This window comes from Marinobacterium nitratireducens (assembly GCF_014645375.1).
GTDB lineage: Bacteria > Pseudomonadota > Gammaproteobacteria > Pseudomonadales > Balneatricaceae > Marinobacterium_A > Marinobacterium_A nitratireducens.
Window position 1 is genome coordinate 16,774 of the sequence record NZ_BMLT01000018.1, and the last position, 25,671, is coordinate 42,444.

Here is a 25,671-nt window from a genome sequence, read left to right on the forward strand (position 1 = left end):
GTTGTCAGTGAAGGCGGAACTGGACCGGGATTGTCACATAGGACGCGACCGCAATGCCATTGATCCGTGCCGGCACCAGTCGCCAGCCAAGCCCCGCCTCCTGGGCCGCGCGATCGAGCATCGGAAAACCGGACGACCCCAGCACCCTGGCCGCGACGACTTCGCCCCGGGGATCGATATCGAGCCGCAGCATCACCTCGCCTTCCTGCCCCCGCCGGCGCGCCAGCTTCGGGTAGACCGGCGGATCCGGCGGCTGTCGCCACTGCGGCTCGCGCTCGACCGGCGCCTCCCGGTGCACCGACGCCACCGCCTCGCGCTGGTCCGTCAGCAGCTCGTCGAAGGGCCGTTCAGGCTCTGGCGTCCGCTCTGGCCCGGGCTGGTCTTCGGGCTCGGACGGCGGCGCGGAAGGCAGCGGAGAGCGCGGCGGCTGTGGCTGTGGCTGTGGCTGTGGCTGTGGCTGTGGCGAGGGTGCCGACGAATCGGCGGGCGTGCGATCGGACAACGCGGGCTGCGAACCCCTCTTCGCAGCCCCGACCGTGCCGGCCCGTGCCGCCGCTGTCGACGGCATCTTTGCGTTCTGGCCCGGCGAAACCGCTTCGGGACCGCTGGTGGTCCCGTCGGGCCGGGGCCTGATAGCCGGGACGGTCTGCAGACTGACCTGCAAGTCCTTGGGCCCCGCCGCAGCCGGTTGTCGATCGACCACAGGCCAACCCTGCAGCAACAGCAGGTGCAGGCCACCTGAAAGCAGAAGCATCGCTGTCAGCGGATGGGACGACAGTGGCAGGGTCCTGTTTGACACGGGGACTTCCGGGTTGGGTTGAATCGAGGCCGACGAGAGCCAGCGCTGGCCCTGCGACGGGCGACATTGGCTCCTAAAACGTTATTATAATGGGCCGCGCGCCGGCTCGGGGTGAGCCGCGCTCAAGTACACTTTTGTTTCATTCACGACGGACCGCAGATGACAGTTCTTTGCCAAATCGGCGATATACCCGACTCGGGCTCCAGAGGGTTCCAGATCGACGGCCGCGCCCTGTTCGCCGTGCATCACCAGGGCCGTTATTTCGTCTACGAGAATCGCTGCCCGCACCGTGGCGTACCGCTGGAGTGGCTGCCGGATCAGTTCCTCGACTACGAGCGCAACTTCATTCAGTGCGCGACCCATGGCGCCCTGTTCAAGATCGACAGCGGCGAGTGTATCGCAGGCCCCTGCAACGGTCAGCATCTGATGGCAGTGCCGTTCGATCTGGTGGATGGCGCGCTGGTACTGACCGGCAGCTGACCGGCGCGTTCAGGGTCGCAAGCGGGCGCTGCTATACATGGCGACCGGAAGCAGTCGTTCGCTCGCACCCGCTATTCGCCGCGGGGAAGTGCCCCTAAGTTTGGGTACGCGGCCCACGAAAGCGACTGAGCCCCCGTAGCCGCGCCCCGCGGCGAAGCCTTTAACCTTGGTGGTTAGTTCGCGGCGGTACACCGCTTGTACGGGTGATATTGTCCCGGCACCGGGTGCTGCGTTAAAGCACCACCGGCAGCTTTTCGACAAGGCGAACTTCAGCCACGGAAAGCGTTGCGCCGTAAGCAAGCACTTCCACACCCGCCCCGGCGGCCGCGCGCAGCAGACGGCCGTACTCGGGATCGATGCTGTCCGCCGGCCGCACCCTGGCGATACCCTGGTGCGACACACAGAACAGCAATACCGCCCGCTGTCCGGACCCGGCCAGCAGCATCAGTTCGCGCAGATGCTTCTGTCCGCGCGCCGTGACGGCATCGGGAAAGCAGCCCCAGCCATCTTCCAGCAGTGTGACCATCTTCACTTCGACCCAGGCATCGGGCCGGCCGCCTTCGCTCAGCTGCAGATCGATGCGACTTCGCTCCGCGCCGTAGGGCACCTCGCGCCGCAGGCTCCGGTATCCGGCCAACTCGCCAATAACGCCGGCCTCTATCGCCTCGGCCACCAGCGCGTTGGCAAGCCCCGTGTCGATGCAGGTCAGGTATCGACCATCGACCTCCACCAGCTTCCAGCCCAGCGGATATTTGCGCGCCGGGTTGCAGCTATCGTGCAGCCAGACGCGGCTTCCGGGTTCAGCGCAGTTGCGCATCGAACCGGTATTGGGGCAGTGCGCCGTCACCCGGTCGCCCCCGGGCAGTTCGACGTCGGCGAGAAATCGCTTGTAACGCCGCACCAGGCGGCCTTCTATCAGTTCGCCCAGGCGCATGCTCAGGCGCCCCGCAGTCGGCGTCGCAGGCGCTCAAGCCCCAGTTCGATGCGATCCGCCGCCGTGGTGTAAGAGAAGCGCACGAAATCGTTGCTTCGATGACGACCGAAGTCGAGCCCCGGCGTGACCGCCAGGTGATCGCGTTCGAGCAGATCCCAGCAGAACTCGAAGGCGTTATCGGTCAGCCCGCTGACATCGGCGTAAATGTAGAAGGCTCCCTCGGGGGCGACCGGTACGCCGAATCCCAGTTCGCGCAAGCCGTTCAGCAGCAGGTCGCGCCGCTTGGCGAATGCCTGGCGCCGGGTTTCGAAAATCGCCAGGGCCTCGGGTTCGAACGCCGCCAGCGCGGCATACTGCGACACCGTCGTCGGCGAAATATAGAGATTCTGCGCCAGCCGCTCCAGGTGCGGCACCGCATCATCCGGCGCCACTATCCAGCCCAGACGCCAGCCGGTCATGCCGAAGTACTTGGAGAAGCTGTTGATGACGAATGCCTTCGGATCGGCCTGCAGCACCGACGCAGCCTCGATACCATAGCTCAGGCCATGATAGAGCTCGTCGACCACCAGCCGACCGCCCTGTCCGCGCACGGCCTGCGCCAGCGCCTCGAGTTCGGCCAGGTGCAACACCGACCCGGTGGGATTGGCCGGCGATGCCAGCAGCACGCCGGCGGTTTCCGGTCGCCAGTGCTCGGCCACCAGCCGGGGGGTAAGCTGGAAGCGGGTATCGGCATCGACCGGAACCAGCTGGCCCCGCGCCTCCACAAGGCGCAGGAACTGGCGGTTACAGGGATAACCCGGATCGGCCATCATGAACTGCTGGCCGGGATCCGCCAGCAGCGCGAACACCATCAGCAGCGCCGCCGAGGCGCCAGCGGTGACAATGACCCGCTCCGGCGCGATTTCGAGGCCGTAACGCTGGCGGTAAAAGCGGGCTATCGCCTGACGCAGCTCGGGAACACCGGCCGCCGGTGTGTACTGGGTCAGGCCCCGCTCGATAGCCGCCCGGGCCGCCGCCGCTACCGGCTCAGCGGTGGGAAAGTCCGGCTCACCGACTTCCATGTGCACCACATCATGACCGGCCGCCTCCAGCTCCCGCGCCCGTTTTAGCAGGTCCATCACCTTGAAGGACTCGATTTCCAGAGCTCTGTCGCTCCAGTCTTTGGCCATTTCCGATTCCGATTCAGCTTGCGAAAAAGGCGCCAGTATACCCCGGAAGCCGCGGCATGCCGCACGATAACCGGTACTGGCGAAATCAGCCATAAAGGCTAGCCTAATGAACGGGGTTCTGGTAACTTCGCAGCCTTCGCCAGCGCCAGGATGCAGGTTGCAGGAATAACCGTCCCGGGCCATTCGTCCGGAGGACTCGGAGAAGTGAGGCAAGACTATGCCAGCAAACGATTCTCAGTTTACGCACTTTGAGCCCTATGATCTCGATACGGGCGAAGAGTACATGTGTGAAGCTCATCGCGAGCATTTCAAACACATTCTGAATGCCTGGAAACGTCAGCTGATGGAGGAGGTCGACAGCACCATCCACCATCTGCAGGAAGAAGCATCGAACTTTGCCGATCCCAGCGACCGCGCCAGCCAGGAGGAGGAATTCAGCCTCGAGCTGCGCACCCGCGACCGCGAACGCAAACTGATCCGCAAGATCGACGAAGCGATCGAACGTATCGACGACGACGAATACGGATTCTGCGACGCCTGCGGCATCGAGATCGGTATCCGACGTCTGGAAGCCCGCCCCACGGCCACCATGTGCATCGACTGCAAGACGCTGGCCGAAATCAAGGAAAAGCAGCTCGGCGGCTGATCGACGCAGCCCGGCCACGGCAACGGCGTGGCCGGCCCCCGGCTCGGAACCCTGACTCTTGCACTACATCGGACGCTTCGCTCCCTCCCCGACCGGACCGCTCCACTTCGGCTCACTGCTGGCTGCGCTGGCCAGTTACGCCGATGCCCGCGCCAACCAGGGCCTCTGGCTGGTCCGCATCGAAGACCTCGATCCTCCCCGAGAACAACCCGGCGCCAGCCAGCAGATACTTGCCACCCTCGAGAGCTTCGGCTTCGAGTGGGACGGCGAAGTCCGCTTTCAGAGCCGGCGCCTGGCCGCGTACCGCAACGCCCTGCAAAGACTGCTCGACAACCGACAGGCCTACTATTGCAGCTGCTCGCGCAAGCGCCTGCAGCAACGTACCGGCGGCAGTCGCTACGATGGCTACTGCCTGGTCAACCCGCCCGACAACGCCGACGATTGCGCCATTCGTGCGCATTGCGAGGCCGGGGAAATCGTCTTCGATGACAGCATTCAGGGGCCACGGCGCTATCGCCTGAGCGACAGCTCCGGCGACTTCGTGATCCGCCGCCGCGACGGCTTCTTCGCCTATCAGCTGGCGGTCGTGGTCGACGATGCCGATCAGGGCATCACCCATATCGTGCGCGGCAGCGACCTGCTCGACGAAACACCGAGGCAGATTCAGCTGCAGCGCTACCTTGGCCTGCCGAGACCGCGGTACAGTCACATCCCGGTCGCCGCGGCCCCCGACGGACAGAAGCTCAGCAAGCAGACCCGGGCCGCACCACTGGACGACAGCCGGCCACAACCCGCACTGATGCTGGCGCTCGACTTTCTCGGACAGCAGCCCGATGCCGCCCTGCGTGACAGCACGCCCGGCGAGTTGCTGCAATGGGCTGTGGATCACTGGCAACCGCACAGGGTCCCGCCGATGCTGTCGCAACCCGCTCCCCTGGACTGAGGATACGCCTGTGTTTCTGCATCGAACCGCGCTGCTGATGATACTGGGCTGCTTTCTGGCAGTGCCGGTTCTGCTCGACTGGTGGCTGGCGCCGAGCGCAGCCTGGTATCGCCCCTTTCTGATCTGGCTGCTGCTGATTGCGTTCTGCCTGCTGCTCGATCTGCGCCGGAGCCGGCAAGATGTTTAGCTTCCAGGGGCTTTTCGCCGCCGGTGTCTTCTACCTGCTGTGCCTGTTCGGCACAGCCTGGCTGAGCGAGCGCGACCTGCTGCCGCGGCGGCTGGTCAACCATCCTCTGGTTCATACCCTGTCGCTTGGCGTCTTTGCCAGCGCCTGGACCTTCTACGGTGTCTTCGGGATCATTTTAGATTCCGGCATCGCCTATCTGTCCTCCTATCTCGGCGCCACCTTCGCCTTCGTGCTGGCACCGGCCATCATGGTGCCGATTCTGCGCATCACCCGGACCCACCAGCTCAGCTCACTGGCCGACCTTTTCGCCTTCCGCTTTCGCAGCGGCCCCATCGGCACCCTGACCTCGCTGCTGGTGGTGATGGCGACGCTGCCGCTGATCGCCGTGCAGATTCAGGCCGTCGCCGACTCGCTGCATTTGCTCAGCCCGGAAGCGCCCCGCAACCTGCTGGCCGCGACCTTCTGCGCCGTGATGGCGCTGTTCGCCATTCTGTTCGGCGCCCGCCACGCATCGCTGCGCAACCGCAATACCGGCCTGGTCGTCGCCATGGCGGTGGAGTCCGTCGTCAAGGTTCTGGTTCTGCTGGCTATCGCCGCCTATGGCATTTTTGGCGTGCTGGGCGGACCGTCGGGACTGCAGCAGTGGCTGACCGACAATCCCGAAGCACTGCGTCTGGTGCAGCAACTGCCGGAAAGCGACAACTGGCATACCTTGCTGCTGGCATTCTTCTCCAGCGCCATCCTCATGCCGCACATGTTCCACCTGGCCTTCACCGAAAACTCCTCGGTCATGAGCCTGCAGAAGGCGTCCTGGATGATGCCGTTCTACCTGCTGCTGATGGCGCTGGCGATTCCGCCTATCGTCTGGGCCGCCATGAAGCTCGGGATTACCGGCGCTCCCGAGTACGTTATTCTGCACATCGGCATGGCGCAGCATTCGAACGTGCTCACCCTGCTGGCCTTTATCGGCGGCCTCTCGGCTGCCAGCGGCATCATCATCGTGGCCACCGTTTCGATGGCGTCCATGCTGCAGAACCACCTGTTGCTGCCGATCACCCAGGTGCCGGACAATATCCGCCTCTACAACTGGCTGCTGTGGCTGCGACGCATCCTGATTCTGGTACTGATGTCCGGCAGCTACCTGTGCTACACGCTGCTGAACCGTCCCGACGCGCTCTACCTGATCGGCCTGCTGGCCTTCGTGACTTTCCTGCATTTCCTGCCGGCTCTGCTCGCGACGCTGTTCTGGGCCGGCATCAACCGCTGGGGTTTCGTTATGGGCCTGAGCAGCGGTATCGGCAGCTGGCTGCTGGCGATGTATCTGAGCGATCATCTGGACAAGCAGGCGTTCAACCTGTTCTCCGACAGCTGGCACTCGTCGGCGGTGATGTCGCTTTTGCTCAACTGCGTCATGATGGTTCTCGGATCGAGACTGTGCCCGACCACCGAAGAGGAGCGCCGTGCCGGTGACGCCTGCATGCTCAATGTCATGCAGCAGCCGGTGGGTGTCAGGCTCAACGCGACCCGGGTGGAGGACTTCGAGGCGTTGCTGCGCCCCCGACTCGGCGCCGAAACCGCCAACCGGGAACTGCAGACCGTACTGGCCCAGCTCGGTATCGGTCACGAACTGCTGTCACCGCTGGACCTGCTGCGGCTGCGCACCCAGCTGGAACAGCACCTTTCCGGCCTGCTCGGACCGGTCGAGGCCGCGACCCTGCTGGAGCCGCTTGAGCAACAGGACGCGATGGCGGGCTTTCGCGCCCGCGATGTGCACCTGCTCGAGTCCCAGCTCGAGCAGTACCACCAGCGTCTGGGCGGACTCGCCGCCGAACTGGACGAACTGCGCCGCTATCACCGCCTGACGCTGCAGAAACTGCCGGTGGGCGTATGCACGCTGGACAGCGACGGGCGCATTCTGTTCTGGAACGCAGAAATCGAACAGTACACCGACCTGCGCGCCGACGACGTCCTGAACTGGCGCCCGGCGTCGCTGCCCGCCCCCTGGGGCAAACTACTGACCGAATTCGCCGATGGCGACCTTTCCCACAAACCCAGCCACAAGCTCGAGATCAAGGGGCATCCGCGCTGGTTCAGCCTGCACAAGGCCCAGCTCAGCGAAGAGGCATCCCATGCCGGCATGGTGATCCTGCTGGAAGACGAAACCGAAACCCTGCTGCTGGCCGACAAGCTCGCGCACCACGAGCGCCTCGCCTCGATCGGCCGTTTCGCCGCAGGCGTCGCCCACGAGATCGGCAACCCCGTTACCGGCATCGCCTGCCTGGCGCAGAATCTGAAGCTGGAGTCTGACGACGAACCGGTGCTCGAAACCGGCAAGCAGATCCTCGACCAGACCAAGCGTATCAGCCGTATCGTTCAGTCGCTGGTGCGCTTCGCCCATGCCGGGCGCCAGGAGCACAGCGGGCAGCACGAACCCATGTCGCTGCACGAATGCATCGCCGAGGCGCTCCACCTGGTTTCGCTGGATAGCCGTGGAACCAGCCCGCGCTACAGCAACGAGGTGCCGGTCGGACTGGAAGTGATGGGGGATGCGCAGCAACTGCTGCAGATATTCGTCAACCTGCTGAACAACGCCTGCGACGCCACCCCGGACCAGGGCCTGATCAGCGTCAGCGCCGAGCGGGAAGACGAAAAGGTGATCATCAGGATTCTGGATGAAGGCACGGGTATCCCTCCTGAACTGCAGGACCGCCTGTTCGAACCCTTCTTCACGACCAAGGATCCGGGCAAGGGTACCGGCTTGGGTTTGCCGCTTGTCTACAATATTATCGAAGAGCACTATGGTAATATCGAAATCATAAGCCCAGCCAACAAGAAACAGAATAAAGGCACTCTAGTGGTAATCACCTTACCCGGAACTCCGGTGTCGCAGCCTTGACGCCGTCGGGCTCCATTTGCAGAACATAAGGTCGAACCGAATGAGCCGTATTCTGATTGTCGAAGACGAAACAATCATCCGCACCGCACTGCGCCGACTGCTCGAAAAACATGATTACCAGGTCGATGACGCCGCCTCCATCGACGAGGCCACAAGCCGATTCAAGCTGGAAGACTACAGCCTGATCATCAGCGACCTGCGACTGCCGGGCGCGCCCGGCACCGATCTGATCCCTCTGGCCGGCACGGTACCGGTGCTGATCATGACCAGTTACGCGAGCCTGAGGTCGGCCGTGGACGCCATGAAAATGGGCGCCGTCGACTACATTGCCAAACCCTTCGATCATGACGATATGCTGCGCACCGTCGAACAGGTCATCAGCCGTCGCCGGGAGCCGGCCCCCGCCGCGGCAACAGGGGAGGCGCAGCAGCCAAAGCGCAGCAAGACCGAACTCATCGGGTCCTGCAGGCCGATGCAGGAGTTGCTGAGCCGCATCGATAAAGTGGCCCGTACCGATGCCACCGTGCTGATACTGGGCGAGTCGGGCACCGGCAAGGAACTGGTGGCGCGCGCCATCCACGAGCAAAGCGACCGCGCCGACGCCCCGCTGATTTCGGTGAACTGCGCCTCCATTCCCGAAACCCTGATCGAGTCGGAGCTGTTCGGGCATGAGAAAGGAGCCTTTACCGGCGCCAACAGCAGCCGCAGCGGTCTGATAGAAGCCGCCGATGGCGGTACCCTGTTTCTTGACGAGATCGGCGAGCTGCCGCTCGAAGCCCAGGCACGACTGCTGCGTTTCCTGCAGGAAAGCGAAATCAGGCGTGTCGGCGCAGTACAGTCGAGAAAGGTCAACGTGCGGCTGGTCGCCGCCACCCACCGCAACCTGAAGGAAATGGCGCGTCACGGCGATTTCCGCGAGGACCTCTATTACCGGCTCTATGTCATGGAGCTGCGCATGCCACCGCTGCGTGAACGCGGCGACGATATTATCGAGCTGAGCAGGAAGTTCCTGCGCCGCGCCTGTGACCGTATGGGGCTGCCCGATGCGCACTTCAGCGACGACAGCCTCGAAGCCATGCGCAGCTACCACTGGCCCGGCAACGTACGGGAACTGGAAAACGCCATAGAACGGGCCCTGATCCTGGCAGACGGCCGCCTGATCACGCTCGACCTGCTCGGCCTGGACCTCGAGACCAACCGGCTGGAGAGCCTGGAGCGCAACTATGCACACTATGCAGGCGAATCCGTACCCGCGGCATCGACGAGCCGCCGGGAGCAAAACGCAGGCCTGTCGCTGGACGACTACTTTCAGCGCTTCGTACTGGAAAACCAGAACCGCATGAGCGAAACGGAACTGGCGAAGAAGCTGGGCGTAAGCCGCAAGTGCCTGTGGGAGCGACGCCAGAAGCTCGGCATTCCGCGCAAGGCGCGCGGTAGCGCCAAGTAGGCAAAGGAGTGAAGTGTTACCTCAGTACACACTGCCGGGAAACAGGCGTTCCCGGGGGTAACAACCGCCGACGAAAACTGGGGTAACCGTTCGGACACTTCGGAACAAAAATATTTTAAAACAACAACTTAATAATAACGGCACAAAGAGTGCAGTTATTTGGATAACAAGAAAAACAAGAAGCAAGAACAACAACAATACCTACCGCCGGCCCGCCAGCAACAAAAATAATAACGGTGCGGCCGGATGTGTAACCGCCTCTAACAAAAACAACAAGTGAGGCCTGAGCTGACCGCTGAGCGGTGTCACGACGGTCCCCAAGCCCGAGTGCCTGAACAAAAACAACAAACAGGCAGTCACGTTATTCCGGATCGGTGGTCAGCCACCCGTACCTCCCCCTCCTACACGAACTCTCCCTGCTCACAACCTGTCTCCGATCAAGTGCTTAGGCACGTTCAGGCGCCAGGCATTTGGTGTGTGGCACAGCCTAAGACTGCTGACGAAGTGGCAAGCCCTGCATTCGTGTCGAGCACCGCTGTCGTGCTGTCATGCGATCAACATGACGAACTGCGCGAGACCGCGGATCCGCAGCACATCTGATGGTCGCGCGCCACCGGCACCCACGCCCTACTCGCCACTCGCCACTCGCCCAGAATGTTACCGTTGCGCCCAACCCCGGGTTACAAAAGTGTTACCCCTCGTAACAAAGCGCCAGGTAGCGCAGGTAACAACATAGAAAACAAATCATTTTATCCTTAATAATCAATAAGATAAAAATATTGGCACACACTCTGCTTTTACAGCCGCACAATAAAAACAAGATGATCGAACAACAACAAGACAACGGCGCCCCGGGTCCGGCAATAAAAACAACAAGCCACAGACACCGGAGGCCCTCGCCTCGAATAAAAATAACAACGAGGCTCGCGCTGACCCGCTGGTGCGGTGTCACGATGGTCCCCAAATCGAGCGCCCGGCCAATAAAGACAAAAACCGGGCCTGAAAATTCGGACCAGCGGTCAGCCTGCTGCCTTCCCCCGCTCAGATCCCAATACCTCCATACCTCCTGTACGCCCCCCGGTCAGGCCGCCACGGCCTCGCGCCCGAACGTCTGCTCACGCACTCGCGACAGCCGTACCGCAATATCCCTTATCAGTATGCCCGGCACCCTGCCACACCGGCAGCCCCCCCTATGCCAGACGCTTCTGCGCCCCGCTGTTCTGTTACCGACACACACATAGTGCTACCCGACCGTTTCCATCGGTAACACCCGCCGCTGGCGCAGAGGGTAACAACCGGTAACGATAAAAATTATTCTTTATAATTATCAACAACTTAATAAAACTGGCACAGTCCATGCTTTCTAATAGCGCGAACAACAACTCGAATAAACAGGACACAGCAGCAGGCCAGCAATAAAAATAACAACAGGCCTGCCTTGCGATGTCCCCGCCTCGAACAAAAATAACAACGAGGCCTGTAGCTGATCGCCGACCGGTGTCACGATGGTCCCCAACCCCGAGATTCCGGACGAACGATGTCTGAATAAAAATAAAAACAGACAAGTCTCCAACGGCGGCGATCAGCTAACCCGCTCCTTCTCCTCCGCAATCTGTTCCCATCTTCGCTGATCTGCTCGCTTCCCGAGCACTTATACTGTGCCGGCATCAGTGATATGATGCGCCACTTTCAACGCCTGGGCGAACACAAAACGAACACTTATGGATATGAGCCTGTTCTTGGCCGCTGTGATTGCGGCTATCCTGATTGGCGCCATCCTGCTGCTGCGTAGACGACACATGGCCACCAAGCCGGAAGACAACATCCCCGCCACCGACAGTGGCCACCAGATCCGGATCATCAGCCGCGACGAACACCAGATTCCCCGCCAGCATCTCGATGACAATGCGCTCAAGGTCGTTCACCGTCTCAACGACGACGGCCACGAAGCCTACCTGGTAGGCGGCTGTATACGCGACCTGCTGCTGGGACTTCGGCCGAAGGACTTCGACGTCGCGACGTCGGCACTGCCTGAAGAGGCGGAGGAACTCTTCCGCCGCGCCCGCCTGATCGGCCGCCGCTTCAAGCTGGTCCATGTGCGTTTCGGACGCGACGTCATCGAGGTCGCGACTTTCCGCGCCGGCCACGACGTCGACGACAACCAGGGCGGTGAGCATGGCCGCCAGGCCGAAAGCGGCCTGATCCTGCGGGACAACGTCTACGGATCGCTGGAAGAAGACGCCCTGCGCCGCGACTTCACCATCAATGCGCTCTACTACAGCCCCCGCGACCACAGCATCCACGACTTTGTCGGCGGCTTTCAGGATATGGGGCGACGCACCATCCGCATGATCGGCGACCCGGAAGCGCGCTACCGCGAGGACCCGGTCAGGATGCTGCGGGCCGTGCGCTTTGCGGCCAAGCTCGGCTTCGACATTGAACCGGCGACGGCCGCGCCGATCCGCGAACTGGCGCCGCTGCTGGGGGATATCGCCTCGGCCCGCATGTTCGACGAAGTGCTGAAGCTGCTGCAGTCCGGCCATGGCGTGGACGCCTACAAGCAGATGCAGGCATACGATCTGTTCGAACCGCTGTTCCCGCAGGTACAGCAGGCCATTGCCGAAGGTGAAGCGCGGGGATATCCGGTAGAGGCGCTGATCCTCAAGGCCCTGCGCAATACCGACCGCCGCCTGGCCCAGCGCAAGAGCGTCACACCGGCGTTCCTCTTCGCGGCACTGCTCTGGTACCCGATGCAGCTGCGCATGAACCGCCTGATGGAAGACGGGATGCCGGCGATTCCGGCACTGCACGAGGCCGCCAATGAAGTCATTGGCGTCCAGGTTCGCCACACCGCCATTCCCCGCCGCTTTTCGACACCCCTGCGGGAAATCTGGGAACTGCAGTTGCGACTGCCACGGCGTCAGGGCAACCGGGCCGCCCGCCTGATGGAACATCCGCGCTTCCGCGCCGCCTACGATCTGCTGCTGCTGCGCGAAACCAGTGGCGAGGACCTGGGCGGACTGAGCCAGTGGTGGACCGACTATCAGGCCGCCAATCCGGACGACCGCGCCTCGCTGCAGGGCGAAGTGCCGCCGGGCGCCCACAAGCCCCGTTCTCGACGCCGCCGTCCGCGTCGCGCCCGCAATGACTGAAGCGATCCGCTGCTACATCGGCCTCGGCAGCAATCTCGGGGACCCGCGCGCGCAGGTCGAACGGGCGCTGCAGGAGCTGGCCGGGCTGCCCCGGACGGTCCGGGTCTGCCATTCAAGCCTGTACCGCTCCGACCCCGTCGGCCCGCCGGGGCAGCCTGACTACGTCAACGCCGTGGCCTGCCTCGATACCCGACTGGAGGCCCATGCGCTGCTGGATGAACTGCAGGCACTGGAACGGCTCCACCAGCGCGTTCGCCTCGAACGCTGGGGCCCGCGGACCCTGGACCTGGACCTGCTGCTCTATGGCGACCAATCCATCGACAGCGAGCGCCTGCAGGTGCCCCACCCCTACCTCACAGAACGTGGATTTGTGCTCTGGCCACTGGCTGAAATTGCGCCCCGACTGCAACTCCCCGACGGCCGAGCGCTGCCGAAACTGCTCGAAAGGTGTCCGATGGGCACTCTTGAGCGGATGCCGGTATAATCCGCTACGTTACAACCACTGACGCGATTAACGCCCTATGAAGAACGTCACTCTGCATACCCTGTCCACTCTCAAGCGGGATGGTAAAAAGTTCGCGGTTCTGACCGCGTACGATGCATGCTTCGCGCAACTGGTGAGCGAAGCCGGTGTGGAGGTCATTCTGGTGGGCGATTCGCTGGGGATGGTCCTACAGGGCCACGACAGCACCCTGCCAGTGACTCTCGACGAAATGGTCTATCACACGCGCTCCGTCGCCAACGGCAACAAGGGCTCGATGATCATGAGCGATTTGCCGTTCATGACCTACGGAACTCCGGCGCAGGCGATGGCCAGCGCGGCCGCGCTGATGCAGGCCGGCGCCCATATCATCAAGATCGAAGGCGGCGCATGGCTGGCTGAAAGCATCAGCCTGCTGGCCGATCGCGGCGTGCCGGTCTGCGCGCATCTGGGCCTGACCCCGCAGGCGGTCAACCGGCTCGGCGGTTATCGCGTCCAGGGACGCGACCGCGACAGCGCCAAGCAGATGATCGAAGACGCGGTGCGCCTGGAACAGGCCGGCGCCAGCCTGCTGCTGCTCGAGTGCGTGCCCTCGCTGCTGGCCGGCGAAATTTCCCGCGCGGTAGACATTCCGGTGATCGGTATTGGCGCCGGCCCCGACACCGACGCCCAGGTGCTGGTGATGCACGATATCCTGGGCATCTCGCCGGGCCGCACGCCCCGCTTCGTCAAGAACTACATGGCCGAAGCGGACGATATCCGAGGCGCCATTCAGGCTTACGCTGACGAGGTCCACTCCGGCGCCTTCCCGACGGCCAAACACGGGTTCGAGTAATTATGCAGACGCTCAATCGAATCGCCGATCTGCGCGAGGCACTGCGCCAGCCGCGCCGCGACGGGAAGCGCATCGCGCTGGTGCCGACCATGGGCAATCTGCACCGCGGTCACCTGGAGCTGGTTCGGGAAGCCCGGCGCCACGCCGACATCGTGGTCGCCACCATCTTCGTCAACCCGTTGCAGTTCGGCGCCAACGAAGACCTCGACAGCTACCCGAGAACCCTGGCCGACGATCAGGCGGGGCTGGAAGCCGAGGGCTGCGACTTTCTGTTCGCGCCAAGCGAAGCCGAGATGTACCCCAATGGCCGCGAGAACCAGACCATCGTCGAGGTCCCCGGCCTCTCGGACATGCACTGCGGCGCCACCCGCCCCGGCCATTTTCGCGGCGTCACCACCGTCGTCAGCAAGCTGTTCGGTATCGTTCAGCCCGACTGCGCCTTCTTCGGGACCAAGGACTATCAGCAGCTGCTCGTGATCCGGCGCATGGTCGCCGACCTCTGCCTGCCTATCGCGATCCACGGCGTGGCGATTGTCCGGGACGAACATGGTCTGGCACTGAGCTCGCGCAACGGTTATCTGACGCCGGAGGAACTGGCCGTAGCGCCGACCCTGAGCCGAGTCCTGCGTGACACCGCAGCGGCTATCGAGGCCGGTGAGACCGACTATGACCGGCTCGCCGAAGACGCTCAGCAGCAGCTGGAGGCTGCGGGCTTTCGCCGCGATTTCGTGCGCATACTGCGCCGCAGCAACCTGGAGCCCGCCACCGGCCAGGACCGGGAGCTGGTTATCCTCTCCGCCGGTTACCTCGGCGCCGCCCGCCTGATCGACAATATCGAAGTCAATCGCTGACATTGCGGGGCGGCAACTGCTGCCGCTCCTCCCCCTAAGCTTGACAAGATGCGAAGCGCTCGCGCAGACTGGGTCGGTCGCTAACTAAAAAACGATAAGGCGATACAGCCCGCTGCAACGCAGCATAGCCCGGCCTCGAAGGCCTCTGAACGGTTATGACTGCAATATCGGAGTCAAAATGCTTCGGTATGATCGGGCTGGAGGCATTTGTCCGGCCAGGCCAAACTACAAGGGGCACCGCCGACGCGCAACGCCAAGCAGCTTTCTCGAACTCCGCCCGCCAGGGCCATCGCAGCCGTCTGTCAATGCCGGGAACCTGCCAGGTGACCGACACCGACGCGCCTGAGTGTGAACGAAAAGCCACTTCGCGGCACCCGGCGAAGCATGCGCACCTGAAACTGCGCCCTCGAATTATAACCGGCCTGCAACCAGCGGACGAACGCCCGGATGCACCCGTAGTCGATTCTAAAATCAAGAGGCTTACCTTATGCGCGATGTTGTAATTGTAGCTGCAGGCCGTACGGCCATCGGCACCTTCGGCGGCGCTCTCGCCGGCGTTTCCGCCGCCGATCTCGGCGCCACCGTTATCCGTTCCCTGCTCGAAAAGAGCGGCGTCAAGCCGACCGACGTCGATGAAGTCATCCTCGGCCAGGTACTGACCGCAGGCTGCGGCCAGAACCCGGCACGCCAGGCGACCATCAACGGCGGCCTGCCGCAGGAAGTTCCGGCAATGACCATCAACAAGGTCTGCGGCTCGGGCCTCAAGGCTCTGCAGCTGGCCACCCAGGCGATCCGCTGCGGCGATGCCGACATCATCATTGCCGGCGGCCAGGAAAACATGAGCGCTTCCCCCCACGTCGTGCCGAACTCCCGCAACGGCGCCCGCATGGGCGACTGGAAAATGGTCGATAGCATGATCAAGGACGGCCTCTGGGACGCCTTCAATGACTATCACATGGGTATCACCACCGAAAACATCGTCGAGAAGTACGGTTTCAGCCGCGAAGATCAGGACGCCTTCGCCGCCGCTTCGCAGAACAAGGCCGAAGCCGCCGTGACCTCCGGCCGCTTCAAGGACGAGATCGTTCCGGTGAGCATTCCGCAGCGTAAGGGCGACCCGGTGGTCTTCGACACCGACGAGCAGCCGCGCTTCGGCGTAACCGCCGATGCCCTGGCCAAGCTGCGTCCGGCATTCAAGCGCGACGGCTCCGTAACCGCCGGTAACAGCTCCACCATCAACGACGGCGCTGCCGCGGTCATCCTGTGCTCCGCCGAGAAAGCCGAAGCCCTCGGCCTCAAGCCGCTGGCCCGCATCAAGGCTTACGCCTCCGCTGGTGTCGATCCGGCCATCATGGGTACGGGCCCGATCTGCGCCACCACCAAGGCGCTGGAAAAAGCCGGCTGGAGCATCGATGATCTGGAACTGATCGAAGCCAACGAAGCCTTCGCGGCCCAGGCCATGTCCGTCAACAAGGACCTGGGCTGGAACACCGACATCGTCAACGTCAACGGTGGCGCCATTGCTCTTGGTCACCCGATCGGCGCATCCGGCGCCCGGATCCTGGTGTCCCTGATCCACGAGATGGAGAAGCGCGACGCCAAGAAGGGCCTCGCGACCCTCTGCATCGGTGGCGGTATGGGTACCGCCCTGGCCATCGAGCGCGACTGACGCCTGCCGGGACCGCCCCGCCGGGGCGGTCCTGCTATTTCCCCTCGCCACCACCGGCCTACTCACGCCTCACGCCTCGCAAATTTGACTAGGCTATAGCTATGTCCACGCTATGCGGAGGCGGTTATGAAGGCCACCAAGATTGCCCTGCTGGTCCTGGTTCCGCTGCTGGGTCTGGCGACCTGGTTCTGGTATCAGATTCCCGATTACCTGCCGAACAACCGGCGCTATCTCGAGATGCCCCTCGTGGTGGGGACGCCTCCGCTGACCTATAAGCCCCAGCCCAGCTATCAGGGGCCACCGCCCAGCGAATGGACGCGACCTCAGGATCCGTATCCTTATCCGATTCTCCCCGGTCAGGTCGGACCGCATCAGCCACTCTACGCCGGACCGCTACAGTACCCCTTCGCCTGCGACGGCGAAGACTCCGGCCTCGGACAGCCGCTGGTCGACAATCAGGACGGCTTCGGCATCCGCGTCTACGCCACGGACGCCGAAGGACACCATAGCAAGGACGTGATCGGCTACAGCAAGGACTGCCTGCACCCCACCCGCGTGCGCTACTACTACAACCGCAGCGGCACCCGCCAGTTCTTCCCGCTGGAGGAGGCGGACGGCGATATCGAGCGCATCCGGCTCGGCGACCGTGAGATCGACTTCGTGGTCCGGGTCGAGACCGGCACCATCAACCGTTTCATCTACAGCATCGTCATGCTCAAGGGCCCCGACGACGAGGCCGCACAGCCCGACCTCAGCTACTGGAACCGAAACCTTATCTACCAGTTCCGCGGCGGTGTCGGCATCGGCTACCGACAGGGACGCCTGCGCGAAACCGACCTGCCGGAGCGGCGCTACGATCAGCTGCGCCGGGGCTTCGCCATCGCCTATTCCACCGGCAACCAGACCTCCAACCACTACAATATCTGGCTGGCCGAGGAGACGGCTCTCAGGGTCAAGTCACAGTTTCGCGCACTTTACGGCGAACCGAGCCACACCCTCGGCATCGGCGGCTCCGGCGGCGCCATCCAGCAGTACCTGATCGCGCAGAACGGTTCGGGACTGCTCGATGCAGGCCTCGCGCTGTATGCCTACCCGGACATGCTGACGCAAACCATCTATGCCTTCGACTGCGAACTGCTGGAATACTATTTCGACCAGCAGGCGCCCGACACCTGGAGCTGGCCGTCACGGCGCCTGGTGGCAGGTCTCAACAGCCGCAACGGCATCCACGACAGCCGCACCTGGCTCTACGAACTGGCAATGGTGATACAGGGACGGGCACCAAGGTGGCCGCTGGGCGGCAGTGAATGCAGCCACGCATGGCGCGGCCTGACGCCGCTGGTGAACAATCCGCGCTTCGTCCACTTCTCACCGCGTTTCACGCCAGAGGTCCAGCGCCAGGTCCACTGGACCCACTGGCAGGACCTGCGCGGCATTTATGGCGCCGACGAAAATGGCTACGCCCGTCAGACCTGGGACAACGTCGGCGTTCAGTATGGTCTGCAGGCGCTGCGGGACGGTCAGCTGAGCCCGCGCACCTTCCTCCATCTCAACGCCAACATCGGCGGCTGGAAAAACCCCGGCCAGATGAAGCAAGAGCGCTTCTGGCACCTCAACGGCGACAAAGACCTGCTGGATTTCAGCCCCTGGAGCCACCACAACATGCGCCTGTCACCCGACGGCGGCCGTACACCGGCACCTCGGACCCACGGCGACCCGGAGGCAATTCGCGCAGCGGTACGTGCAGGCATAGTATTTACCGGCGAACTGCCGATACCGATCATCGACCTGCGCCATTACCTCGAGCCGGCGCTGGACATGCATCACGCCAGTGCAGCCTTCAGCACCCGGCTGCGCCTACAGCTGCGCGGCTACGCCGCCAATCAGCTGATCTGGATGGCGCCCAAGCCCTATGACCCGACGGATCGGGGCTTCGATGTACTGCTGGAATGGCTCGACAGCGAGCACAGGCCGGCAAGCGCGCAGGATGCCTGTTTCACCGAAGACGGCGAGCTGCTGGCGGAAGGAGAGCATGTCTGGGACGGCGGCTGGAATGGCAGGCCGGATGGCACCTGCATGCAACGCTACCCCATCTACGGTACACCGCGCACGGTGGCCGGCGAGGACCTGCGCGGCGACCTGTTCAAGTGCCACCTGGTCAGCGTCGACGACGCCCTGGCCCATGGTCTGTACGGCAGCGTGGATATGAACGGTTACCGCAACCGGCTGCAGCACATCTTTCCCGACGGGGTCTGCGACTACAGCGTGCCGGGACTGGGGCAGATTACCCCGTAGGGTGCTGGTGAGATTGCGAACCGCACCGCGAAGACGGCACGCTTCGTTACACTCAGGGTGCCCTACGCTTCAGGCTGTCGCGATCGCGCCCTTGCCCACGCCTTCGAAGGCGCGTACCAGTACTGTCTCGTCCGGGTGCTCGCGCTTGATCTCGGCGGCCAGGTGCACGGCAATCTGCTCGACGGTGCTTTCGGTATCGATCAGGTAGCAGACATCGGCCGGCAACCTGAGCTCGAATTCGCCCTGGGGCGCCTGATAGCGGTAGTGGTGCATGCCGCTAGCGCTGTCGACCAGATGGGAACGGGTGCCGATATAGATATCCCGCAGCCGCTCGGCCCAGACCGCTTCCAGTGCTTCGTCGCGCTGATCGTTGAGGTGAATCTCGATACGGGACCTGTGGCCGTGGGCGATGCGCTGGCAGTTTCCCTCGTGCTGATGCAGGCCGTGACTGTAGTGGTAGAAGGCGCCGTCGATGCGCTCCGGCACGAATGCCAGCTCCAGTCCCTCGACTTCGCCGGGAAAGAGTTTCAGCAACTGCTCGCGGCACCAGCCGGCGAGACTGTGCTCGGTAATCTCCGGCTCGCCCACCAGCGTAATGGCCTGCTCGGGCGAGCGGCAGTAAAAGCCGCGACCGTCCGGGTAACGCCACTCAACCTCGGTTTCGCCGTCATGCTGGCGGTGTGACAGCCTGGGCATGCCGGTCGGTACCAGCAGCGCATGGTCGATGTACTTGTCCATCCAGGCCTTCACCGCCTTCTTGACGATGCCGAAGTCGCAGATCATACCCTGCTCGTTGAGCCGGCCGTCGAGTACCAGCTGCACCAGCCAGGACTCGCCCAGCAGCCCCCGGTGCGGATGCAGGTAGGAAAAATCGACGTTGGTCAGGTTATCGACAAAGAGTTTCACGGTGGTTCCACTGGCCTGTTGAGTGGGCGCTATAGTAGCCCATACGGTCAACTTTTTCATGCCGCAAGCCGGGCTCTGGCCGACAAAAAGCCGCCTTGCTCGGGTATACTGCCCCCTTTCGACAAGGCCCCAAAGACGTTATGCGACTGGACAAGTATCTCTCCCAGGCCACCGGCATTTCCCGCAAGGATATCCGCCGGCTGATGCGCCGCGACGAGGTAAGCCTCAATGGCGAACCGGTGCGGGATCCGTCACTGCACATCGATCCGGATGAAGACGAGATCTGCCTTTACGACCAGCCGGTGGGGGCCCCGGGGCCCCGCTACCTGATGCTCTACAAGCCCGAGGGCTACGTCAGCGCCAGCGACGACCCGACCCATCCGACGGTCAACAGCCTGGTCGATCTGCCCCGCGCCGAGGAGCTGCACTGCTGCGGCCGCCTCGATATCGACGCCACCGGCCTGGTACTGCTGACCGACGACGGCCAGTGGTCGCACCGCATTACCTCGCCACGCCACAAGCTGAGCAAGCGCTACAGGGTCGAAACCGCCGACCCGATCGATGACGACGCCATCCGCGCCTTCGACCAGGGGCTCAAACTGAACGGGGAACTCCGGCGAACCCTGCCTGCCCGGTTGCAGATCCTGTCACCCCGCGAGGCGCTGGTTGAGCTCACCGAAGGGCGCTACCACCAGGTCAAGCGCATGTTCGCGGCGCTCGGCAACCGGGTCGTGACATTGCACCGGGAACGGATCGGCAGCATCGATCTCGACCCCGAGCTGGAACCCGGCGACTACCGCCCGCTCACCGAATCCGAAATCGACAGTATCTATTCATGACCGACCCCTCCTTCGAGCTGCTGCGCCCCTGGCTGCACGGAGCACCGCAGCCCACGCTCTGGCTCGCCGACGAGAACCTGCTGGGCAGCAACCTGCGCCCGGATCCGGCGGTACAGATGATCAGCAACCGGCTGGACCTGGTGGATAGCGCCCGGGCGCTGGGCTGGCGGGCCGACTGGTGCGACTTCGACCTCTCGTCCCACACCGAGGGTTCCGTGGCACGCGTGGTCTACCGCGTGTCCAAGGAAAAGCCCCTGGTGCACCACTGCATCAACGAAGCCTGGCGGGTGCTGCGCAACGGCGGCGAACTGATCCTCAGCGGCGACAAGAACGAGGGCATCAAGGGCTATCTGGAGCGGGCGAAGAAACTGTTCGGCAACGCCGAGGTGGAAAAGGTCAGCGGCAACTGCTGGCGCGGCCTGTTCACACGCAGTGACCAGCCGGGAGAGATGCTGGACGATCGCGACTACGACCGTCTGCGCCCGACCTGTCGCGACGACGACTTCGAGTACTGGAGCAAACCCGGTGTCTTCGGCTGGGACAAGGTCGACAGGGGCAGCGCCTTTCTGATCGAACACCTGGACACTTTCGTCGCGGCGTTGCCGGAGCCGCCCGATCGTATCCTCGATCTCGGCTGCGGCTACGGCTACCTGACCGTCAGGGCCGCCCGGCTCGGCGCACCGATCGTCGCCACCGATAACAATGCCGCGGCCATTGCCGCCTGTCGCCGCAATGTCGCCGAGTACGGCATCGATGCCGAGGTCGTACCGGCCAGTTGCGGCGACGGCATCAACCAGCGCTTCGCGCTGATCCTCTGCAACCCACCCTTCCATGCCGGCTTCAGCGTCGAGGACGACCTCACCGAGCGCTTTCTCGCCGCCACCGCCCGCTTACTGGAACCGGGCGGTGTTGCCGGTTTCGTCGTCAACCGGCATATTATGCTGGAGCGCCGCGCGGCCGGCCGCTTTCGCCGTATCGAAACCCTTGCCACGGACGGCAGCTTCAAGCTGGTGCTGCTGGCCGACGCCACCTGACCGGAGTCCCATGACACTCGAATATATCCGCCAAAGCCTGTTTTTCTTCCGCAGCAACTTTGCCGTCATCGCCCGTATCCAGCTGCCCTTCATCATCCTGCTGAACCTGGTGGGCTGGCTGATCCAGTCATCGCTGGCACCCGAGTCACCGGCGATGCGCAACGCCGGTGCACTGCTGATACTGCTGAATCTGACCCTGCTGCCAATCTACTGGGGCGCCACCATCCTGTTCCTGCAGTCGGTGGTCGACAACCGTCCGCTGCGGGCAATGGAAGCGATCCTTGCCAGCCTGAAGTACTGGCGCCGGCTGTTACTTACCTACCTGGCAATGGTCGTCGCGGTCACTATCGGCCTGCTGTTGCTGATCATACCGGGTATCTATGCCGGCGTTCGGCTGTCGTTCGCCGACTATGTCTGCGTGCTGGAAAACCGCAAGGTAAGCGAATCACTGCGCCTGAGCTGGCAGCAGACCAACGACTACTTCGGTCTGCTGCTCAAGGGCATGCTGATCATCTTCGGCGGCCTGTTCGTGCTGGAGCTGCCATTCGCGCTGATTGCCCAGCGCGGCGTCGACATGGCCCCCTTCGATACCGCACTGGGCATCCTTTTCGACCTGCTCGGCACCCTGGTGACCATCTATGGTTTTCGGGTGTATTGCCTGATGAAGGAAGAGACCGCAGGCAACGCGCCTGCCGAGGAATAACCGGGGTTACGGGTTACGGGTTACGGGTTACGGGTTACGGGTTACGGGTTACGGGTTACGGGTTACGGGTTACGGGTTACGGATAATAGTTTCACCTGTCACCTGTCACCTGTCACCTGTCACCTGTCACCTGTCGGCCGTAGGGTGCTGCTGAGCGCAGCGAAGCGCACCGATATGGCGGTGCGGTGCGCTTCGCTTACCGGCACCCTAAGGCATAGGCTCCGATGCTCAACCGCACCCGACTCAACTCCCCAAGAAAGTTTCATCACGCTTTAGCGGGAAAAACGTAAATCGTAGGATGGGTGGAGCCACGCCTCGGTACGGCGTATCCGTCACTGCTACGGCCAGGGCGTCGAGCAACCCATCTTGGGCGACTCATTGATGGGTTCCCTGATATTTGCTCCTGCAATATCAGGATTCCCACAATCCCTGGTAGTTGCGCCGCGTCAATCCCGCGCAAGGCGTTACCAATGCAGCTCCACCCATCCTACTTTTATCCCCTCCACAAAAAAGCCGGCCCCGAAGGGCCGGCTTTTTGTTGCCTTGAGTACTTGCCCCGCGGGTCATGCACGCGCGGGGGTTTCCTTCAGGGACCAATCAGGAAGCGGATTCGTCTTCGACCAGGTCGCGCATCGACAGCTTGATGCGGCCGCGCATGTCGACGTCCAGCACCTTGACCTTGATGACATCGTCCATCTTGACGTAGTCGGTGACTTTCTCGACACGCTTGTCGGCGATCTGCGAGATGTGCACCAGACCGTCCTTGCCCGGCAGGATGTTGACGAAAGCACCGAAGTCCTCGATACGGACCACCTTGCCTTCGTAGATCTTGCCCACTTCCGCCTCGGCAGTGATCGCCTGAACACGCTCGATGGCGTTCTTGGCGTTCTGCTTGTTGTCGGCGTAGATGCGAACGGTGCCGTCGTCCTCGATGTCGATCATCGCGCCGGTCTCTTCGGTCAGCGCGCGGATGGTGGCGCCGCCCTTGCCGATCAGGTCGCGGATCTTCTCCGGGTTGATCTTCAGCAGGGTCATTGCCGGCGCGTTGTCCGGCAGCTCCGGACGGGCGTAACCGATCACCTTGGCCATCTCGCCGAGGATGTGCTTACGGGCGTGGTAAGCCTGCTCCAGCGCGATCTCCATGATCTCTTCGGTGATACCGGTGATCTTGATGTCCATCTGCAGTGCAGTGACACCGGACTCGGTACCGGCCACCTTGAAGTCCATGTCGCCGAGGTGGTCCTCGTCACCGAGGATGTCGGTCAGGACCGCAAAACGATCAGCTTCCTTCACCAGACCCATGGCGATACCCGCCACCGGCGCCTTCAGCGGGACACCCGCGTCCATCATCGACAGCGAAGCGCCGCAGACGGACGCCATGGAGCTGGAACCGTTGGATTCGGTGATTTCCGAAACGATACGGATGGTGTAAGGGAAATCTTCCTGGCTCGGCAGCACCGCAGCGACACCGCGACGGGCCAGACGACCGTGACCGATTTCGCGACGGCCGGCGCCACCCATGCGGCCCGCTTCACCGACCGAGTACGGCGGGAAGTTGTAGTGCAGCATGAACGGGTCTTTGCGCTCGCCTTCGATGGCGTCGATGATCTGCTGGTCGCGGCTGGTACCCAGGGTACAGGTGGCGATGGCCTGGGTCTCGCCACGGGTAAACAGCGCGGAGCCGTGGGCGCCCTTGAGCAGGTCGATCTCGACGTTGATCGGACGCACGGTCTTGTTGTCGCGACCGTCGATACGCGGCTCACCGTCGATGATGCGGTTACGCACGATCTCTTTTTCCAGCGAGCTGAAGATACCCGCCACTTCCTTGTCGCTCGGCTGCCCTTCTTCGCTGCCGGCGATCTCGGCGACCGCCTGGCTGCGCAGGTTCGCCAGGGTGTTCTGGCGCTGCATCTTGTCGGCGACCTGGTAGGCGCTGGCGATGCCCTCACCGACCAGACCACGTACCTGAGCGATCAGGGCTTCGTTCTTCTCGGCCGGCTGCCAGTCCCACTTCGGCTTGCCCGCTTCGGCGACCAGCTCGTTGATCGCCTGCACGGCAACCTGCATTTCCTGGTGCGCGAACAGCACGGCGCCCAGCATCTCGTCTTCGGTCAGTTCCTTCGCTTCCGACTCGACCATCAGCACGGCATCGCTGGTACCGGCGACGACCATGTCCAGCTCGGAGCTGGCCAGCTGCTCGTAGGTCGGGTTTAGGATGTAGCCTTCGGCTTCGGTGAAACCGACGCGGGCACCGCCGATCGGGCCCAGGAAGGGGATGCCGGAAATGGCCAGCGCCGCGGAGGTGCCGATCATCGCAGCGATATCAGGATCGTTCACCTTGTCGGCGGACATGACGGTACAGATGACCTGTACTTCGTTCATGTAGCCTTTCGGGAACAGCGGACGGATCGGACGGTCGATCAGGCGCGAGGTCAGGGTTTCCTTCTCGGACGGACGGGCTTCACGCTTGAAGAAACCACCCGGGATACGGCCGACGGCGTAGTATTTTTCCTGGTAGTGCACGGACAGCGGGAAGAAGTCCTGGCCTTCTTTCGCTTCCTTGGCGCCGACCACGGTGCAGAGCACCTGGACACCGCCCATGGTGACCATCACCGCGCCGGTAGCCTGTCGGGCAATACGGCCGGTCTCCAGGGTCACTTCGTGATTGCCGTACTGGAAAGTCTTGGTAGTAGCTTGCACTATCTGTCTCCTCGTTCGAGTGAGTCTCGGCCTGCAAACACCGCCCGTTCAGTCCATCGGTATAGCCTGTACTCAGTTGCACTCTGCGGCAAAGCGCAATTGAGTACGGGCCGGCTGAATCAGTTGGAAGTTCGCAGGTACATTCGCCGCTCATGCGCGTCCTGCGCTCGCGGCATGACCGACACGGATGTCGGAAACACCGTTTTTGCAGGAGCAAAAAACGGTGACTGTACATCCTGTACATCGCCGCTCATGCGCGTCCTGCGCTCGCGGCATACCGTACATCCTGTACATAAAGCAGGGGCCATACATTGTATGGCCCCCGGTATTGCTCTTAGCGGCGCAGACCCAGGCGCCCGATCAGCTGCAGGTAGCGATCGGCGTCTTTTTTCTTCAGGTAGTCCAGCAGCTTGCGGCGCTGGTTAACCATGCGGATCAGACCACGACGGGAGTGGTGATCGCCTTTGTGTTCCTTGAAGTGGTCCTGCAGGCCGGTGATGTTGTAGGACAGCAGGGCAACCTGTACTTCAGGGGAGCCGGTGTCGCCTTCGCCGCGGGCGAATTCCTGGACGATTTCAGCTTTCTTTTCAGCGGTAAGTGCCATTTTCAAACTCCGATTTCAATATGCACGCGGCTATTTAGCAGTTCAGCAAGCCAGCCGCGGGTTGATAGACGCGGTGCACCGAGCATATTTTCAGTGCACCG

At 62.9% G+C, this 25,671-nt stretch carries 21 protein-coding genes; 15 read left to right on the forward strand and 6 right to left on the reverse strand.

The window, feature by feature from the left end; translation table 11 throughout:
- Positions 1 to 4 precede the first annotated feature (4 nt).
- Positions 5 to 799 carry an energy transducer TonB gene (locus IEX85_RS22155; RefSeq protein WP_188862821.1) on the reverse strand — a complete coding sequence of 265 codons (795 nt, stop codon included), beginning with the start codon at positions 797 to 799 and terminating at the stop codon, positions 5 to 7.
- 159 nt (positions 800 to 958) lie between these two features.
- On the opposite strand from IEX85_RS22155, the gene IEX85_RS22160 reads away from it, so the two are divergent.
- Positions 959 to 1,279 (forward strand): Rieske (2Fe-2S) protein, encoded by a 321-nt coding sequence (locus IEX85_RS22160; protein ID WP_188862822.1) that lies wholly within the window; start codon positions 959 to 961, stop codon positions 1,277 to 1,279.
- 232 nt (positions 1,280 to 1,511) lie between these two features.
- Here the strand turns inward: IEX85_RS22160 and sfsA are convergent, their stop codons facing one another.
- Positions 1,512 to 2,213, reverse strand: coding sequence for a DNA/RNA nuclease SfsA (sfsA, locus tag IEX85_RS22165; RefSeq protein WP_188862823.1), 702 nt, complete (start codon positions 2,211 to 2,213; stop codon positions 1,512 to 1,514).
- A 2-nt stretch (positions 2,214 to 2,215) separates the two neighbouring features.
- Positions 2,216 to 3,382 carry a pyridoxal phosphate-dependent aminotransferase gene (locus IEX85_RS22170; RefSeq protein WP_188862824.1) on the reverse strand — a complete coding sequence of 389 codons (1,167 nt, stop codon included), beginning with the start codon at positions 3,380 to 3,382 and terminating at the stop codon, positions 2,216 to 2,218.
- A gap of 217 nt (positions 3,383 to 3,599) precedes the next feature.
- On the opposite strand from IEX85_RS22170, the gene dksA reads away from it, so the two are divergent.
- From dksA to IEX85_RS22225, 11 genes are all read left to right on the forward strand, one after another.
- Entirely contained in the window at positions 3,600 to 4,028 is a 429-nt protein-coding gene (gene dksA, locus IEX85_RS22175) for an RNA polymerase-binding protein DksA (RefSeq protein ID WP_188862825.1), read from the forward strand.
- 58 nt (positions 4,029 to 4,086) lie between these two features.
- A complete protein-coding gene (gluQRS, locus tag IEX85_RS22180) occupies positions 4,087 to 4,971 on the forward strand; it encodes a tRNA glutamyl-Q(34) synthetase GluQRS (RefSeq protein ID WP_188862826.1) in 885 nt (294 codons plus the stop codon).
- Positions 4,972 to 4,981: 10 nt separating this feature from the next.
- Positions 4,982 to 5,158 carry a hypothetical protein gene (locus IEX85_RS22185; protein ID WP_188862859.1) on the forward strand — a complete coding sequence of 59 codons (177 nt, stop codon included), beginning with the start codon at positions 4,982 to 4,984 and terminating at the stop codon, positions 5,156 to 5,158.
- Entirely contained in the window at positions 5,151 to 8,054 is a 2,904-nt protein-coding gene (locus IEX85_RS22190) for an ATP-binding protein (protein ID WP_188862827.1), read from the forward strand. Before IEX85_RS22185 ends, IEX85_RS22190 begins: the two co-directional genes overlap by 8 nt.
- A 40-nt stretch (positions 8,055 to 8,094) precedes the next feature.
- Positions 8,095 to 9,501 carry a sigma-54-dependent transcriptional regulator gene (locus IEX85_RS22195; protein WP_188862828.1) on the forward strand — a complete coding sequence of 469 codons (1,407 nt, stop codon included), beginning with the start codon at positions 8,095 to 8,097 and terminating at the stop codon, positions 9,499 to 9,501.
- 1,721 nt (positions 9,502 to 11,222) lie between these two features.
- Complete coding sequence (pcnB, locus tag IEX85_RS22200; RefSeq protein WP_188862829.1) at positions 11,223 to 12,653, forward strand: polynucleotide adenylyltransferase PcnB; 1,431 nt, start codon at positions 11,223 to 11,225, stop codon at positions 12,651 to 12,653.
- The gene (gene folK / locus IEX85_RS22205) at positions 12,646 to 13,137 is read left to right on the forward strand and encodes a 2-amino-4-hydroxy-6-hydroxymethyldihydropteridine diphosphokinase (protein ID WP_188862830.1); all 492 of its coding nucleotides are present in this window, start codon (positions 12,646 to 12,648) and stop codon (positions 13,135 to 13,137) included. The genes pcnB and folK overlap by 8 nt, the downstream gene beginning before the upstream one ends.
- Before the next feature lie 37 nt (positions 13,138 to 13,174).
- Positions 13,175 to 13,969, forward strand: coding sequence for a 3-methyl-2-oxobutanoate hydroxymethyltransferase (gene panB / locus IEX85_RS22210; RefSeq protein ID WP_188862831.1), 795 nt, complete (start codon positions 13,175 to 13,177; stop codon positions 13,967 to 13,969).
- A 2-nt stretch (positions 13,970 to 13,971) separates the two neighbouring features.
- The gene (gene panC, locus IEX85_RS22215) at positions 13,972 to 14,820 is read left to right on the forward strand and encodes a pantoate--beta-alanine ligase (RefSeq protein ID WP_188862832.1); all 849 of its coding nucleotides are present in this window, start codon (positions 13,972 to 13,974) and stop codon (positions 14,818 to 14,820) included.
- Between the two features lie 487 nt (positions 14,821 to 15,307).
- A complete protein-coding gene (locus IEX85_RS22220; RefSeq protein WP_188862833.1) occupies positions 15,308 to 16,489 on the forward strand; it encodes an acetyl-CoA C-acetyltransferase in 1,182 nt (393 codons plus the stop codon).
- A 126-nt stretch (positions 16,490 to 16,615) separates the two neighbouring features.
- On the forward strand, positions 16,616 to 18,784 hold the full coding sequence (locus IEX85_RS22225) for a DUF6351 family protein (protein WP_188862834.1): 2,169 nt from the start codon (positions 16,616 to 16,618) through the stop codon (positions 18,782 to 18,784).
- A 69-nt stretch (positions 18,785 to 18,853) separates the two neighbouring features.
- Here the strand turns inward: IEX85_RS22225 and IEX85_RS22230 are convergent, their stop codons facing one another.
- A complete protein-coding gene (locus tag IEX85_RS22230; RefSeq protein ID WP_188862835.1) occupies positions 18,854 to 19,690 on the reverse strand; it encodes a 6-carboxytetrahydropterin synthase in 837 nt (278 codons plus the stop codon).
- 140 nt (positions 19,691 to 19,830) lie between these two features.
- Between IEX85_RS22230 and rsuA the strand changes: the two genes are divergently transcribed.
- Genes rsuA through IEX85_RS22245 form a run of 3 tightly spaced genes read left to right on the forward strand, consistent with a single transcriptional unit; the run spans position 19,831 to position 22,266 of the window.
- On the forward strand, positions 19,831 to 20,529 hold the full coding sequence (gene rsuA / locus IEX85_RS22235) for a 16S rRNA pseudouridine(516) synthase RsuA (RefSeq protein ID WP_188862836.1): 699 nt from the start codon (positions 19,831 to 19,833) through the stop codon (positions 20,527 to 20,529).
- Positions 20,526 to 21,563: a class I SAM-dependent methyltransferase gene (locus tag IEX85_RS22240; protein ID WP_188862837.1), complete on the forward strand. Its 1,038-nt coding sequence runs from the start codon at positions 20,526 to 20,528 to the stop codon at positions 21,561 to 21,563. Before rsuA ends, IEX85_RS22240 begins: the two co-directional genes overlap by 4 nt.
- Before the next feature lie 10 nt (positions 21,564 to 21,573).
- Positions 21,574 to 22,266: a YciC family protein gene (locus IEX85_RS22245; protein ID WP_188862838.1), complete on the forward strand. Its 693-nt coding sequence runs from the start codon at positions 21,574 to 21,576 to the stop codon at positions 22,264 to 22,266.
- A gap of 597 nt (positions 22,267 to 22,863) precedes the next feature.
- On the opposite strand, the gene pnp is transcribed toward IEX85_RS22245, so the two are convergent.
- Entirely contained in the window at positions 22,864 to 24,966 is a 2,103-nt protein-coding gene (gene pnp / locus IEX85_RS22250; RefSeq protein WP_188862839.1) for a polyribonucleotide nucleotidyltransferase, read from the reverse strand.
- Positions 24,967 to 25,300: 334 nt separating this feature from the next.
- On the reverse strand, positions 25,301 to 25,570 hold the full coding sequence (gene rpsO / locus IEX85_RS22255; protein WP_188862840.1) for a 30S ribosomal protein S15: 270 nt from the start codon (positions 25,568 to 25,570) through the stop codon (positions 25,301 to 25,303).
- Positions 25,571 to 25,671: the final 101 nt, after the last annotated feature.